Annotated in this window: 15 protein-coding genes; 12 read left to right on the top strand and 3 right to left on the bottom strand. The window is 63.5% G+C overall.

Going from position 1 to position 13,889, the window contains the following annotated elements; all coding sequences use genetic code 11:
* The first annotated feature begins 18 nt into the window (after nt 1–18).
* The 7 genes from BBA01S_RS01130 (at nt 19) to BBA01S_RS01100 (ending at nt 6,029) form a co-directional block, all read left to right on the top strand.
* Nucleotides 19–558: an OmpH family outer membrane protein gene (locus BBA01S_RS01130; RefSeq protein ID WP_027814819.1), complete on the top strand. Its 540-nt coding sequence runs from the start codon at nt 19–21 to the stop codon at nt 556–558.
* 18 nt (nt 559–576) lie between these two features.
* The gene (gene lpxD / locus BBA01S_RS01125) at nt 577–1,653 is read left to right on the top strand and encodes a UDP-3-O-(3-hydroxymyristoyl)glucosamine N-acyltransferase (RefSeq protein WP_027814818.1); all 1,077 of its coding nucleotides are present in this window, start codon (nt 577–579) and stop codon (nt 1,651–1,653) included.
* Between the two features lie 252 nt (nt 1,654–1,905).
* Nucleotides 1,906–2,370 carry a 3-hydroxyacyl-ACP dehydratase FabZ gene (fabZ, locus tag BBA01S_RS01120; protein WP_027814817.1) on the top strand — a complete coding sequence of 155 codons (465 nt, stop codon included), beginning with the start codon at nt 1,906–1,908 and terminating at the stop codon, nt 2,368–2,370.
* 71 nt (nt 2,371–2,441) lie between these two features.
* A complete protein-coding gene (gene lpxA / locus BBA01S_RS01115; protein ID WP_027814816.1) occupies nt 2,442–3,230 on the top strand; it encodes an acyl-ACP--UDP-N-acetylglucosamine O-acyltransferase in 789 nt (262 codons plus the stop codon).
* A gap of 3 nt (nt 3,231–3,233) precedes the next feature.
* A complete protein-coding gene (lpxB, locus tag BBA01S_RS01110; RefSeq protein WP_027814815.1) occupies nt 3,234–4,403 on the top strand; it encodes a lipid-A-disaccharide synthase in 1,170 nt (389 codons plus the stop codon).
* Nucleotides 4,400–5,137: a ribonuclease HII gene (rnhB, locus tag BBA01S_RS01105; RefSeq protein ID WP_084161682.1), complete on the top strand. Its 738-nt coding sequence runs from the start codon at nt 4,400–4,402 to the stop codon at nt 5,135–5,137. The genes lpxB and rnhB overlap by 4 nt, the downstream gene beginning before the upstream one ends.
* 106 nt (nt 5,138–5,243) lie before the next feature.
* Nucleotides 5,244–6,029: a TrmH family RNA methyltransferase gene (locus tag BBA01S_RS01100; protein ID WP_027814813.1), complete on the top strand. Its 786-nt coding sequence runs from the start codon at nt 5,244–5,246 to the stop codon at nt 6,027–6,029.
* 74 nt (nt 6,030–6,103) lie between these two features.
* On the opposite strand, the gene ppsR is transcribed toward BBA01S_RS01100, so the two are convergent.
* Nucleotides 6,104–6,919, bottom strand: a complete 816-nt coding sequence (gene ppsR, locus BBA01S_RS01095) for a posphoenolpyruvate synthetase regulatory kinase/phosphorylase PpsR (RefSeq protein WP_027814812.1) — start codon at nt 6,917–6,919, stop codon at nt 6,104–6,106.
* A 412-nt stretch (nt 6,920–7,331) separates the two neighbouring features.
* Here ppsR and ppsA point away from each other — a divergent pair, with 412 nt between their 5' ends.
* From ppsA to BBA01S_RS01075, 3 genes are all read left to right on the top strand, one after another.
* The gene (gene ppsA, locus BBA01S_RS01090; RefSeq protein WP_042295567.1) at nt 7,332–9,731 is read left to right on the top strand and encodes a phosphoenolpyruvate synthase; all 2,400 of its coding nucleotides are present in this window, start codon (nt 7,332–7,334) and stop codon (nt 9,729–9,731) included.
* A 154-nt stretch (nt 9,732–9,885) separates the two neighbouring features.
* Nucleotides 9,886–10,323, top strand: coding sequence for an NfeD family protein (locus BBA01S_RS39640; RefSeq protein WP_084161679.1), 438 nt, complete (start codon nt 9,886–9,888; stop codon nt 10,321–10,323).
* Between the two features lie 42 nt (nt 10,324–10,365).
* The gene (locus BBA01S_RS01075) at nt 10,366–11,322 is read left to right on the top strand and encodes an SPFH domain-containing protein (RefSeq protein WP_027814810.1); all 957 of its coding nucleotides are present in this window, start codon (nt 10,366–10,368) and stop codon (nt 11,320–11,322) included.
* 87 nt (nt 11,323–11,409) lie between these two features.
* Here the strand turns inward: BBA01S_RS01075 and smpB are convergent, their stop codons facing one another.
* Entirely contained in the window at nt 11,410–11,856 is a 447-nt protein-coding gene (gene smpB / locus BBA01S_RS01070; RefSeq protein WP_027814809.1) for an SsrA-binding protein SmpB, read from the bottom strand.
* A 102-nt stretch (nt 11,857–11,958) separates the two neighbouring features.
* Here smpB and BBA01S_RS01065 point away from each other — a divergent pair, with 102 nt between their 5' ends.
* Both BBA01S_RS01065 and BBA01S_RS01060 read left to right on the top strand, forming a co-directional pair.
* The gene (locus BBA01S_RS01065) at nt 11,959–12,396 is read left to right on the top strand and encodes a type II toxin-antitoxin system RatA family toxin (RefSeq protein WP_027814808.1); all 438 of its coding nucleotides are present in this window, start codon (nt 11,959–11,961) and stop codon (nt 12,394–12,396) included.
* Between the two features lie 2 nt (nt 12,397–12,398).
* Nucleotides 12,399–12,746, top strand: a complete 348-nt coding sequence (locus BBA01S_RS01060) for an RnfH family protein (RefSeq protein WP_042295565.1) — start codon at nt 12,399–12,401, stop codon at nt 12,744–12,746.
* A gap of 33 nt (nt 12,747–12,779) precedes the next feature.
* On the opposite strand, the gene BBA01S_RS39635 is transcribed toward BBA01S_RS01060, so the two are convergent.
* Nucleotides 12,780–13,832: a DMT family transporter gene (locus BBA01S_RS39635; protein ID WP_084161676.1), complete on the bottom strand. Its 1,053-nt coding sequence runs from the start codon at nt 13,830–13,832 to the stop codon at nt 12,780–12,782.
* Nucleotides 13,833–13,889 lie beyond the last annotated feature (57 nt).

Genomic DNA, 13,889 nt, shown 5'->3' with positions numbered 1-13,889 from the left:
AGAAACGAGAGGATAACTTTGCTAACGGGTATGTTTTCCAGGCGGACGATCGGGGCCATGACGCTGTCGCTGGCGATGCTCGCTTTCGGCACGGGCGCGGCCCATGCGCAGGAAGCGAAGATCGCGGCGGTCAACTCCGACCGCATCCTGCGCGAATCCGCCCCCGCGAAGGCTGCGCAGACCAAGCTCGAAGCCGAGTTCGCGAAGCGCGACAAGGACTTGCAGGACATGGCGCAGCGTCTGAAGACGATGTCGGACTCGCTCGACAAGACCGGGCCCAGCCTGTCGGTGGCGGATCGCGCGCAGAAGCAGCGCGATCTGTCGCAGCTCGACAGCGACTTTCAGCGCAAGCAGCGTGAGTTCCGCGAAGACCTGAATCAGCGCCGCAACGAAGAACTCGCGGCAGTGCTGGATCGCGCGAACAAGGTCATCAAGCAGATCGCTGAGCAGCAGCATTACGATCTGATCGTGCAGGAAGCGGTGTACGTGAGTCCGCGCATCGACATCACCGATCAGGTGCTGAAGGCGCTGGCCTCCGGCGCTACCGGTAGCAACTAAGGCAGGAGCAGCACGCGCATGGCATTTACGCTTGAGGCAATCGCCGGGCAGTTCGGCGGCGAGGTGGTGGGCGATGCGACGCACCGCGTCGGTTCGCTCGCGCCGCTCGACCAGGCGGGTCCGCAGCAACTGGCTTTCCTGGCCAACCCCAAGTATCTCTCGCAGGTCGAAACGACCCGCGCGGGCGCGGTTTTGATCAGCCCGGACGATCTGGCGAAACTCGCATCGCGCGAGGGCCGCAACTTCATCGTCACACCCAATCCGTATGCTTACTTCGCGCGCGTGGCGCAGGCGTTCATCGACCTGGCCGCCCCGAAGGTGCAGCCGGGCGTGCATCCCAGCGCCCACGTCGATGCGACGGCCAGGGTTGCGGCAAGCGCCGTGATCGGCCCGAACGTGACGGTGGAAGCGGGTGCGGTGATCGGCGAGAACGTCCGTCTGGACGCCAACGTCGTGATCGGCCGCGGCACCCAGGTGGGCGAGGGCTCGCACCTCTATCCGGGCGTGACCGTCTACTACGGCTGCAAGATCGGCGCGCGCGCCATCGTGCACGCAGGTGCGGTGATTGGCTCGGACGGCTTCGGCTTTGCCCCCGATTTCACGGGCCAGGGCGACGAGCGCACGGGTAGCTGGGTCAAGATTCCGCAGGTCGGCGGCGTGTCGATCGGGCCGGATGTCGAAATCGGCGCGAACACCACGATCGATCGCGGCGCAATGGCCGACACGATCATCGAGGAGTGCGTGAAGATCGACAACCTCGTGCAGATCGGCCACAACTGCCGCATCGGCGCGTACACGGTGATCGCGGGCTGCGCGGGCATTGCAGGCAGCACCACGATCGGCAAGCATTGCATGATCGGCGGCGCGGTCGGCGTTGCCGGCCACGTCACGCTGGGCGACTACGTGATTGTCACGGCGAAGTCGGGCGTGTCGAAGTCGCTGCCGAAGGCTGGCATCTACACAAGCGCGTTCCCGGCCGTCGAGCACGGCGACTGGAACAAGAGCGCCGCGCTGCTTCGCAACATCGACAAGCTGCGCGACCGCATCCGGGCGCTCGAAGCTGCCGTCGCTCAAAAACCGCAGGGCGACGCATAAGAACCAGATCCGGTGTCGCGGCTCTCGCGCCGCGTGCCGGGTCGAACCTCGGGCGACGCGATCCGGGCCGGGAGCCCGGGCCGCGTGCCCCGGGGGAATCCGCATGCACGAAGTCGCGCGCGCGGCGCATACTGCGCCTGGGCGCGAACCACAGGGGTACGTCTGGCCTGCACGGCTACCGCCGGGCAAGGGCAGGCGCTTCGGGCAACGCAATCGAAAGTGACACGCAATTCCTGCGTGAGCAGAAACACCATGAACATCGAAAAACTCAACTTCGACATCCACAAGATCCTCACGCTGCTCCCGCACCGTTATCCGTTCCTGATGGTGGACCGGGTCCTCGATCTCGAGCCGCACAAGAGCATCAAGGCGTTGAAGAATGTGACGATCAACGAGCCCTTTTTCACGGGCCACTTCCCGCAGCGTCCGGTCATGCCCGGCGTGATGATTCTCGAAGCGCTGGCGCAGACCGCCGCGCTGCTCACGTTCTCGGAAGAAGAGCAGGATTTTGAGAACACGCTGTACTACTTTGTCGGCATCGACGGTGCGCGCTTCAAGCGCGTGGTCGAACCGGGCGACCAGCTCATGCTGAACGTGACGTTCGAGCGCTATATGCGTGGTATCTGGAAGTTCAAGGCGCAAGCCGACGTGGACGGCGTGGTCGCCTGCGAGGCGGAACTCATGTGCACCGTCAAGAAAATGGACGCGGCGCAGTAAGCTGCGCCGTCGCATGCCGCAGCGCGCCTGTCGGCGCCTCGGCACGACAACAGAATCGGAGAGCATGACGAATGAGCAGGATCCATCCCACTGCGATCGTCGAGCCAGGCGCGCAAGTCGACGAATCGGTCGAGATCGGCCCGTATGCGGTGATCGGTGCGAATGTCACCATCGGCGCGCGGTCGCAGGTCGGCTCGCATAGCGTGCTGGAAGGCCACACGACGATCGGCGAAGACAATTCGATCGGTCATTACGCCTCGATCGGCGGCCGCCCGCAGGACATGAAGTACCGCGGCGAGCCGACGAAGCTCGTGATCGGCAACCGCAACACGATCCGCGAATTCACGACGCTGCATACGGGTACGGTGCAGGACACCGGCATCACGTCGATCGGCGACGACTGCTGGATCATGGCCTACGTGCACGTCGGCCACGACTGCCGTATCGGCAACAACATCATCATGTCGAGCAACGCGCAGCTTGCGGGCCACGTGATCGTCGACGATCACGCGATCATCGGCGGCATGACGGGCGTGCACCAGTTCGTGCGCATCGGCGCGCACGCGATGGTGGGCGGCGCGTCGGCGCTCGTGCAGGACGTGCCGCCGTTCGTGATCGCCGCAGGCAACAAGGCGGTGCCGCACGGTATCAACGTCGAAGGCCTGCGCCGCCGCGGTTTTTCGGCCGACGCGATTTCGGCGTTGCGCGCAGCCTACCGCACGCTGTACAAGAACAGCCTGTCGCTCGAAGAAGCCAAGCTGCAACTCGCCGAACTCGCGCAGGCGGGCGGCGATGGCGACGAGCACGTGAAGGCGCTGCTCAACTTTGTCGAGCAGTCGCAACGCGGCATCATTCGCTAAACGATGGCGTTGCAAACTCATCCGTTGCGCCTCGCGATGGTCGCCGGCGAACCGTCCGGCGACCTGCTCGCATCGTCGCTGCTCAAGGGGCTTGTCAGCAAGCTGCCGGATACTGCGCAGTACTACGGAATCGGCGGCCCGCGCATGCAGGCCGAGGGTTTCGATGCGCACTGGCCGATGGACAAGCTCACGGTGCGCGGCTACGTCGAGGCGCTCAAGCATATTCCCGAAATCCTGCGCATTCGCCGCGAGCTCAAGCATCAGCTGCTTGCGGAACAGCCTGACGTCTTTATCGGCGTCGATGCGCCGGACTTCAACTTTGGCCTCGAACATTCGTTGCGCGAAGCCGGCATTCCTACGATCCATTTCGTCTGCCCGTCGATCTGGGCGTGGCGGGGCGGTCGCATCAAGAAGATCCAGAAGTCCGTGGATCACATGCTCTGCGTCTTCCCGTTCGAAACGGCGATCCTGGAGAAAGCTGGCGTGGCCGCGTCCTACGTGGGCCACCCGCTCGCCGACGATATTCCGCTTGAACCGGACGTGCCCGGTGCGCGCCGTGCATTGGGTCTGCCCGATAGCGGCCCGATTATCGCGGTGCTGCCGGGCAGCCGTCGCTCCGAGATCAACCTGATCGGCCCGACCTTCTTCGACGCCATGCAGATCATGCAGCAGCGCGAACCGGGCCTGCGCTTCGTGATGCCGGCGGCGACGCCGGCGATCCATGCGCAGTTGCAGGAGCTGGCGAGCCAGCACCAGGGTCTCGCGCTCACGATCGTCGATGGTCAGTCGCAGCTCGCGATGACGGCCGCCGATGCGATCCTCGTGAAGAGCGGTACGGTTACGCTCGAAGCGGCGCTGCTCAAGAAGCCGATGGTGATTTCGTACAAGGTGCCCTGGCTCACGGGCCAGATCATGCGCCGTCAGGCCTATCTGCCGTACGTTGGGCTGCCGAATATCCTCGCGGGGCGTTTTGTGGTGCCGGAGATTCTCCAGCATTTCGCTACGCCCGAAGCGCTCGCGGACGCCACGCTCACGCAGTTGCACGACGAAGCGAACCGGCGCACCCTGACCGAAGTGTTCACGCAGATGCATCACGCGCTGCGCCAGAATACCCAGGAGCGTGCGGCCGAAGTGGTGGCGCGTGTCGTGGAAAGCCGCAAGGGGCGGGCATGAGCGAAGGGACTGTCAAACGCCCGAAGGCCGCGCCGAAAGGTTCCCCCAAGGCCGCCGCAAAGCCGAAGGCGCCTTCGCAGGCTGCGCAAAAGCGCGCCATGCGTCTGCAGCTTGCAGAACAAGCGGGCCTGCTGTTCGAGTCGCCCGAAGACGTCATTTGCGGTGTGGACGAAGCAGGGCGCGGGCCGCTGGCCGGCCCAGTCGTCGCTGCCGCAGTGATTCTCGATCCGGCGCGTCCGATTGCCGGTCTCGACGATTCCAAGGCGCTCACCGCGAAGTCGCGCGATGCGCTCTATGACCTCATCGTCGAGCGCTCGCTTGCGTGGTGCGTAGCGGAAGCGAGCGTCAAGGAAATCGACACGCTCAACATCCTGCACGCGACCATGCTGGCGATGCGCCGCGCGGTCGAAGGCCTGAGCATCACGCCGACGCTCGCGAAGATCGACGGCAACCGCTGCCCGGTGCTGCCAGTGCGCAGCGAAGCCGTGATTGGCGGCGATGCACTGGTGCCCGCGATTTCGGCGGCGTCGATCATCGCGAAGGTCACGCGCGACCGCATGCTGCTGGAACTGCACATGGCGTTTCCCGCCTACGGGTTCGATGCGCATGCGGGTTACGGCACGCCGCAGCATCTGGCGGCGCTGCGCGCACATGGCCCGTGCGCGCATCATCGGCGCTCGTTCGCGCCGGTGCGCGAAGCGTATGAGCTGCACGGCGTTATCGTGTCAGCTTGACCCATGCCGATGCGCCTGCCGAACTCATCCGGCGCCGCCTCGTGCGGCGCCGTTTTCCTTTGTGTTTCCTTTTTGTTGATTCTTTTCTGAACCGTCAGGCCCGCCCGTGAAAGCCATTACCTCGCGCGACAATCCGCTCTACAAGCGCCTGAAGGCGCTGGCCGGCTCGACGCACCAACAGCGGCGCGCCCATCAGGCCCTGCTCGAAGGTTTCCACCTTGCGAGCGCCTGGCTCGATGGCGGCGGTCAGCCCGAATACTGCGTCGTCACCGAAGGCGCGCTTGCGCACGAAGAAGCGCAGGACATCGTCGCGCGCGTCGACGAGCGCCGCGTCATTACGCTGCCCGATGCGCTGTTCGGCCAGTTGTCGAACGTCGTGCACGGCGCGGGCATGCTGCTGCTCGTGGACATGCCCGAAGCGACGCTGCCGCAGCGCGTCGAATCGACGTGTCTCGTGCTCGACGGATTGCAGGACGCCGGCAATGTCGGCTCGATCCTGCGCAGCGCGGCGGCGGCGGGCATCGACAAGGTGTTCTGCACGCCCGGCACGGCCTATGCGTGGTCGTCGAAGGTGCTGCGCTCGGCAATGGGCGCGCATTTCCTGCTGCGCGTCTACGAGAACGTCGAGCCGCAAACGCTGATCGACATGCTCGGCGTGTCGGTCGTCATCACCGATTCGCATGGCGCCCAGGCCATCGACGAAGCGAACCTGACGGGGCAGGTTGCATGGGTTTTCGGCAACGAAGGCGCGGGCGTTTCGCAGGTGTGGCGCGATGCGGCGGCGCTGCGCGTGACGATTCCGCAGCCGGGCGGCATGGAGTCGCTCAACGTCGCGGCGGCAGCTGCCGTGTGTGTCTTCGAGCAATGCCGGCAGCAACGTCACGCGCGCTGAGTTGAGGCGCTCCAGCGCGCTCCTTCAAGCAAAAAGGCCTGCATATGCAGGCCTATTTTGTTGCAAACCGTGAATCAGTACGCCGGTTTGTCGATGCGGATTTCCTGCAGGATCGTCGTGGCGATTTCCTCGATCGACTTGTGCGTCGAGGAGAGCCACTTGATGCCTTCGCGGCGCATCATCGCTTCGGCTTCGTTCACCTCGTAACGGCAGTTTTCCAGCGCCGCGTACTTGCTGCCCGGACGCCGCTCGTTACGGATTTCCGTGAGACGCTGCGGATCGATCGACAGCCCGAAAATCTTCGAGCGGTGCGGCAGCAGCGAATTGGGCATCTTGCCGCGCTCGAAATCGTCGGGAATCAGCGGGTAGTTCGCGGCCTTCACGCCGTACTGCATCGCAAGATAAAGGCTGGTCGGCGTCTTGCCGCTGCGCGACACGCCCACGAGGATCACATCGGCATCGGCGAGATTGCGGTCGGACTGGCCGTCGTCGTGCGCGAGCGAAAAGTTGATCGCCTCGATGCGGTTCTTGTATTCATCGGTGTCCGCGTTCTGGTGGCCGCGGCCCATCGCGTGGCTCGACTTGAGCTCCAGTTCCTGTTCCAGCGGCTCGACGAAGGTCTGGAACATGTCGAGCACGAGCGCATTGGCGCGCTTGACGATCTCGTTCGAGCTGCTGTCCACGAGCGTCGTGAAGACGATCGGGCGGCGGCCTTCCTGCACCGCGGCCTCGTTGATCTTCTCGGCGGTGGCGTAAGCCTTGTCGGACGAATCGACGAAGGGCACGCGCACGAGGCGGAATTTCTGGTCGAACTGCGACAGGATCGAATGCGCGAACGTTTCGGCAGTGATCCCGGTACCGTCGGAGACGATGAATACGGTAGGCGGCATCGGTTGAGGCTGGGTACGTGAGCTGCTGGTGCGCTCGTGACGGGTGAAAAGCCCGGTAGGCGCTGGGCGGACCGCTGTGGGACGATTCCGAGGCGCGTTTCTCGCCGACTGACACATTTTCCGTAGTCGGCACGGTAGAATAGCGGCAACCTGTTGGATAAGCAATTGCAGTGCATCGGCGCCAAACCGCAGTCCATCGTGGCTCAAACTGGCGTTAACTTGCAGCGATTCTGTGTAACTTCCTGCAATCGCGCGCATCTCCCTGCTTTTCCTCATGCCGGCTTCAGCCCTTGCGGGCCACGGCGATTGCTTCTCCAACAGGTTGCGCAAGACGCGAAATCGCCCCCAATGGGTGACTCGTGTTCGAGCCCACTTGCGCAGCCGTGAATTTTTTTCACACTTAGGGGCTTGTATGACTAACACCGTTGCCAAGGATCAGGCTTATGTAGTGCCTTTCGAGCAGTTGCGGATGACCGACGTTGAGATCGTGGGCGGCAAGAACGCCTCGCTCGGCGAAATGATCAGCCAGTTGGCTGAGGCTGGCGTGCGTGTGCCCACGGGTTTCGCGACGACTGCGCTCGCCTTCCGCGACTTCCTGAAACACAACAACCTGACCGAACGGATCGCCGCTCGTCTGGAAACGCTCGACGTCGATGATGTCAAGGCGCTGGCTGAAGCCGGCAAGGAAATCCGCCAGTGGATCGTCGACGCGCCGCTGCAGCCGCAGCTGGAAGCAGACATCCGCGCCGGTTTTGCAACGCTCCAGGCCAGCTCGCCGAGCGAACTGTCGTTCGCGGTGCGTTCGTCGGCTACGGCAGAAGATCTGCCCGACGCTTCGTTCGCCGGTCAACAGGAAAGCTACCTGAACGTGGTGGGCATCGAGGACGTACTCGACCGTCTCAAGCACGTGTTCGCGTCGCTCTACAATGACCGCGCCATTTCCTATCGCGTCCACAAGGGCTTCACCCACGCTGAAGTCGCACTGTCGGCCGGCGTGCAGCGCATGGTTCGTTCGGATCGCGGCTCCGCAGGCGTGATGTTCACGCTGGACACGGAATCGGGCTTCAAGGACGCCGTCTTCATCACGTCGAGCTACGGCCTGGGCGAAACGGTCGTGCAGGGCGCCGTGAACCCGGACGAGTTCTACGTCTTCAAGACGACGCTTGCACAAGGCAAGGCGCCGATCATCCGCCGCTCGATCGGCTCGAAGCTCATCAAGATGGAATTCACGCAGCCGGGCGAGCCGGGCCGCGTGAAGACGATCGACGTCTCGCACGAGCAGCGCAACCGCTTCTCGATCACCGACGAAGACGTGATCGAACTGGCGAAGTACGCCGTCATCATCGAAAAGCACTACCAGCGTCCGATGGACATTGAGTGGGGCAAGGACGGTCTCGACGGCAAGATCTTCATTCTCCAGGCGCGTCCGGAGACGGTGAAGAGCCAGGCCGCGGGCAAGGTCGAGCAGCGCTTCAAGCTCAAGGGCCAGTCGCAGGTTCTGGCAACGGGCCGTGCAATCGGTCAGAAGATCGGCGCCGGCCGCGTGAAGGTGATTCACGATCCGTCCGAAATGGAACGTGTGCAGCCGGGCGACGTGCTGGTCGCGGACATGACCGACCCGAACTGGGAGCCGGTGATGAAGCGCGCCGCTGCCATCGTCACGAACCGTGGCGGTCGTACCTGCCACGCGGCGATCATCGCGCGTGAACTGGGCGTGCCGGCAGTCGTGGGCTGCGGCGATGCAACCGACGTGCTGAAGGACGGCGCGCTGGTGACGGTGTCGTGCGCTGAAGGCGACGAAGGCCGCATCTATGACGGTCTGCTGGAAACCGAAGTCAGCGAAGTCCAGCGTGGCGAGCTGCCGTCGATTCCGGTCAAGATCATGATGAACGTCGGCAACCCGCAACTCGCGTTCGACTTCTCGCAGCTGCCGAACGCCGGTGTGGGCCTCGCGCGTCTCGAATTCATCATCAACAACAACATCGGCGTTCACCCGAAGGCGATTCTCGAGTACCCGAACATCGACGCCGACCTGAAGAAGGCGGTTGAGAGCGTTGCGCGTGGCCACGCGTCGCCGCGTGCGTTCTACGTCGACAAGCTGACCGAAGGCATCGCCACGATCGGTGCGGCGTTCTATCCGAAGCCTGTCATCGTGCGTATGTCGGACTTCAAGTCGAACGAGTACAAGAAGCTGATCGGCGGTTCGCGTTACGAGCCGGACGAAGAAAACCCGATGCTGGGTTTCCGTGGCGCGTCGCGTTACATCGCCGACGACTTCGCGCAAGCGTTCGAAATGGAGTGCCTGGCGCTCAAGCGCGTGCGTGAAGAGATGGGCCTCACGAACGTCGAGATCATGGTGCCGTTCGTGCGTACGCTCAAGCAGGCAGAGCGCGTCGTCGCGCTGCTCGCGAAGTACGGCCTGAAGCGCGGCGAAAACGGCCTGCGCCTGATCATGATGTGCGAAGTGCCGACCAACGCGATTCTCGCCGAAGAGTTCCTGCAGTACTTCGACGGCTTCTCGATCGGCTCGAACGACCTCACGCAGCTCACGCTCGGCCTCGACCGGGACTCGGGCATGGAACTGCTGGCCGCCGACTTCGACGAACGCGACCCGGCCGTCAAGTTCCTGCTCAAGCGCGCGATCGAAACCTGCCTGCGCCTGAACAAGTACGTCGGCATCTGCGGTCAGGGCCCGTCCGATCATCCGGACTTCGCCCAGTGGCTCGCGGAAGAAGGCATCGCCTCGATTTCGCTGAACCCCGACACGGTGGTCGAAACGTGGCAGGCGCTTGCCAAGGCGCAGGCGAAGTAACGAAGCCATGCCGAGGGCGGCGCGAGCCGTCCCGCCGCCTGCGCGCGCAGCTTGATGCAGCTTGCATGGCGCTGCCGCACGCAGCGTAAAACAGTGTCAGCTTCGTGCTATAACACCCCGGTCTATCCGGGGTGTTTTACTTTGGGAGGTCGACGTGGGCCCGCATGGTTTGTTCTGGTGGATCGGCGCGGGTGTGCTGATCGTGGCCGAGCTGATGACCGGCACCTTCTATCTGCTGATGATCGCGCTGGGCTTTCTGGCGGGCGTGGCGGCGTTCGAGCTCGACGCACCGCTCGACGTGCAGTTTGCGATCGCTGCGGTCGTAGCGCTGGTCGCCGTGATCGCGCTGCGGCGTTCGCGCTTTGGGCGCAAGCGCCGCATGGTCGATGCATCGACCGATCCTGGCGTGAATCTCGACATCGGCTCGACGTTGACCGTCGCCGCGTGGCATGAGGGCCGTGCGCGCACGATGTATCGCGGCGCCGAATGGGACGTCGAACTCGCGCCCGGCGAGCCCGAAGACGCCCATCTCTATCAGATCAAGGCCGTGCGCGGCAGTTGCCTCATCGTGGCGGACGCGCACCACGCTTGAATCGGATCCACGTTGTAACAGTCGAAGAAAAAGGGGAAGCGCATGCAAGTACCAGTCGTCGGGCTGATTCTGCTCGTGATCGTCATTGTCCTGATCTCGAAGACCGTCAAGATCGTGCCGCAGCAGCACGCGTGGGTGCTGGAGCGGCTGGGCCGCTATCACGGCACGCTCACGCCGGGGCTCACGATCGTGCTGCCGTTCATCGATCGCGTCGCCTACAAGCACGTGCTCAAGGAAATTCCCCTCGATGTGCCCAGTCAGATCTGCATTACGCGTGACAACACGCAGTTGCAGGTGGACGGCGTGCTGTATTTCCAGGTGACCGACCCGATGAAGGCGTCGTATGGATCGAGCAACTTTGTGTTCGCCATCACCCAGTTGTCGCAGACCACGCTGCGCTCGGTGATCGGCAAGCTCGAACTTGACAAGACTTTCGAAGAACGCGATTTCATCAACCACAGCGTGGTGTCGTCGCTCGACGAGGCGGCGTCCAACTGGGGCGTGAAGGTGCTGCGCTACGAGATCAAGGATCTCACGCCGCCCAAGGAAATTCTCCACGCGATGCAGGCGCAGATCACCGCCGAGCGTGAAAAGCGTGCGCTGATCGCGGCGTCGGAAGGGCGCAAGCAGGAGCAGATCAATCTCGCTGCGGGCGCGCGCGAGGCGGCGATCCAGAAGTCGGAAGGCGAGAAGCAGGCCGCGATCAATCAGGCGCAAGGCCAGGCGGCGGCGATTCTGGCGGTGGCCGAGGCCAATGCAACGGCGATCCAGAAGATCGGTAATTCGATTCAGGCGCAGGGCGGCATGGACGCAGTCAACCTCAAGGTCGCCGAGCAATATGTGACGGCCTTCGGCAACCTGGCGAAGCAGGGCAATACGCTGATCGTGCCGGGCAATATGAGCGACCTGAGTTCGATGATCGCGTCGGCGCTGACGATCGTGAACCGCACGGGCATGAAGGAAACCCAGATGACCCGCGATACGGCCAAGGGCGCCTGAGGCGGGGCCGCGTGCCGGATTGCGCGCGATAGAACGACAAAAGGGCGGCTGGAGCCGCCCTTTTTTATGCCTGAAGAGTGCGCCCGCTCAGGTCGGGTTGCGCATCAGGCGCGCTTTTTCGCGCTGCCAGTCGCGCTGCTTTTCGGTTTCGCGCTTGTCGTGCAGCTTCTTGCCCTTCGCCAGGCCAATCTCGCACTTCACGCGGCCGCCCTTGTAGTGGAAGTTCAGCGGCACGAGCGTGAAGCCGCGCTGCTCGACCTTGCCGATCAGCTTGTCGATTTCCTCGCGGTGCAGCAGCAGCTTGCGGGTGCGAGTCGCGTCGGGGTGGATGTGGGTCGAGGCTTCGGGCAGCGGGCTGATGTGCGTGCCGATCAGGTAAAGCTCGCCGTCCTTGATGATGACGTAGGCTTCCTTGATGTTGGCCCGCCCGGCGCGCATCGCCTTGACCTCCCATCCTTCGAGCACGAGCCCCGCCTCGTGGCGCTCTTCGATGAAGTAATCGAAGAAGGCTTTTCTGTTGTCGATGATGCTCATAGGAAAATGGGAAACGCCCAACTCGTTTAAAATTACGATTTTAGCAAAGCGGGCCAGCGAAAGCCCGTGGCGCCTTCACCCTTGCATCGCATTGCGCAATTTATGGCGGATGTCCAGAAAACCGTGTTGATTCGCCATTCGGCGGAACAGATGTTCGACCTCGTGACCGACGTCGACGACTATCCCAACTTCCTGCCGTGGTGCGGCGGCGTCGAGGTTCGCCGCAAGGACGAAACCGGCATGGAGGCGAAAATCGATATCAACTTCAAGGGCATCAAGCAGCACTTCGCCACGCGTAACGTGCAGAAGCGCCCCGAACGTATCGATATGGAGTTCACCGACGGCCCTTTCAAGAAGTTCACGGGCTCGTGGCGCTTCACGCCGCTGCGCGCGGACGCCTGCAAGATCGAGTTCGCGCTGCACTACGAGTTTTCTAACATCATTCTCGAAAAGATCATCGGGCCGGTGTTCCATCACATCGCGAACACGTTTGTCGATTCGTTCGTCAAGCGCGCCGATCAGCGCTACGGCAAGGCCTGATCATGAGCGCGAATCCATCCTCGACTACGCTTTGCGTCGACGTCTGTTACGCGCTGCCGGATGCACAAACGGTGCTCGGCGTGCAGTTACCGGCCGGTTCGACCGTCCAGCAGGCCATCGATGCCAGCGGCATATTGACGCGCCACCCCGAGATCGATCTGACGAAACTGAAGGTGGGCGTGTACGGCAAGCTCAAGCCGCTTGACGCCGAACTCGCCGATCACGACCGCGTGGAGATCTACCGTCCGCTGGTGGTCGATCCCAAACTCGCGCGCCAGCGCCGCGTCGATAAAACCCGCAAGGCGGGTTCGATCGAAGGGCGCAAATGGCAGAACAAGGATTCGCGCTGATCCGCTCTGGAATCAGCGCCTGAGTGTCCTCGCTTAGCTGGTCGCGCGGCGTCGTTCGGTGCCGCTCTTGTCGCTTTTCTCTGCGTGGCCAATATGGCCAATTCCTGGCAGATCGCCTTCCGGCACGATGCCGTCGCCGTGGATCGTGTCCTCCGGGCCGCCCGCATGCTGACGCACCGACCAGCTCACACCGACCACCAGCAGCACGATCGCCGCGATCTCCAGCCCGCGCGGCAGCCGATGGTCGTACACGAAGCCGTAGAGCAGGGCGAACAGCGTCTCGAACACGATCATCTGGCCTGACAGCGTGAGCGGCAGGCGCTTGGCGGCGGCGTTCCACAGGCCGTTGCCAAACCACGAAGCACCAATCGCCAGCACGAGATTGAGCTGCCAGAAGGTCGTCCAGCGACCATCGGCGACGGTGGTCTGTGCGGTGCCCGCAGGCAGGACGAGAATGCCGAGCCACAGCAGGCCGCCCAGCGCGCCCGTCACGACGCCCCACAGCACCGACCACTCGTTGCCGCTGAAGTGCGCATTGCGTTGCAGGTAGCGCGAATTCTCCACGGCGAACCACGTCCAGCAGATCAGCGCGCCCACCGCGCAGCCGATTCCCGCGATCTTCGTCAGCGTGCTGGCGGAGTCGCCGGCGCTGGCGGACGCCGTGAACACATCGACGTTAATGCAGACAATCCCCGCCGCGATCATTGCCAGCGGCCACACGAGCTTCGAGAGTGGCACCGCGCCATGATCGGCGCGCCCGAGCAGCGTGACCGTGACCGGCAGCACGCCGACGATCAGCGACGCCGGGGCAATGCCCACGAGGTGAATGGCGCTTGCCAGAAAGAGGTAGTAGAGCAGGTTGCCCATCAGCGCCAGTTTGACGAGCGCGATCACGTCCTCTCGCGTCAGCCGCGGCCACACGCGCTTGAGCATCGGCAGCAGGGCGGCCAGCGACACGAGCCCATACATCACGTAGCGTCCGGCGCTCAGGAGCAGGGGCGAAAAGTCCGCCAGTTGCCGGGGCACCACGAACACCGTTCCCCACAAAGCTCCGGCCAGCACGCCGTACAACACACCACGCTGCATTTCCCTTGCCTCCGCAAATCGGTTATTCCAGTTCAGTCGGGCGCAGCTTAACGGTGC

Origin of the sequence: Paraburkholderia bannensis NBRC 103871 (assembly GCF_000685015.1) — a bacterium.
GTDB lineage: Bacteria > Pseudomonadota > Gammaproteobacteria > Burkholderiales > Burkholderiaceae > Paraburkholderia > Paraburkholderia bannensis.
Note: the sequence above shows the minus strand (reverse complement) of the source record. Positions and strands in the feature narration are given on the sequence as shown.

Coding starts and splice junctions, on each gene's coding strand:
- lpxD (WP_027814818.1), top strand. CDS start 577: ATGGCATTTACGCTTGAGGCAATCGCCGGGCAGTTCGGCGGCGAGGTG.
- fabZ (WP_027814817.1), top strand. CDS start 1,906: ATGAACATCGAAAAACTCAACTTCGACATCCACAAGATCCTCACGCTG.
- lpxA (WP_027814816.1), top strand. CDS start 2,442: ATGAGCAGGATCCATCCCACTGCGATCGTCGAGCCAGGCGCGCAAGTC.
- lpxB (WP_027814815.1), top strand. CDS start 3,234: ATGGCGTTGCAAACTCATCCGTTGCGCCTCGCGATGGTCGCCGGCGAA.
- rnhB (WP_084161682.1), top strand. CDS start 4,400: ATGAGCGAAGGGACTGTCAAACGCCCGAAGGCCGCGCCGAAAGGTTCC.
- ppsR (WP_027814812.1), bottom strand. CDS start 6,919: ATGCCGCCTACCGTATTCATCGTCTCCGACGGTACCGGGATCACTGCC.
- ppsA (WP_042295567.1), top strand. CDS start 7,332: ATGACTAACACCGTTGCCAAGGATCAGGCTTATGTAGTGCCTTTCGAG.
- BBA01S_RS01075 (WP_027814810.1), top strand. CDS start 10,366: ATGCAAGTACCAGTCGTCGGGCTGATTCTGCTCGTGATCGTCATTGTC.
- smpB (WP_027814809.1), bottom strand. CDS start 11,856: ATGAGCATCATCGACAACAGAAAAGCCTTCTTCGATTACTTCATCGAA.
- BBA01S_RS01065 (WP_027814808.1), top strand. CDS start 11,959: ATGGCGGATGTCCAGAAAACCGTGTTGATTCGCCATTCGGCGGAACAG.
- BBA01S_RS01060 (WP_042295565.1), top strand. CDS start 12,399: ATGAGCGCGAATCCATCCTCGACTACGCTTTGCGTCGACGTCTGTTAC.
- BBA01S_RS39635 (WP_084161676.1), bottom strand. CDS start 13,832: ATGCAGCGTGGTGTGTTGTACGGCGTGCTGGCCGGAGCTTTGTGGGGA.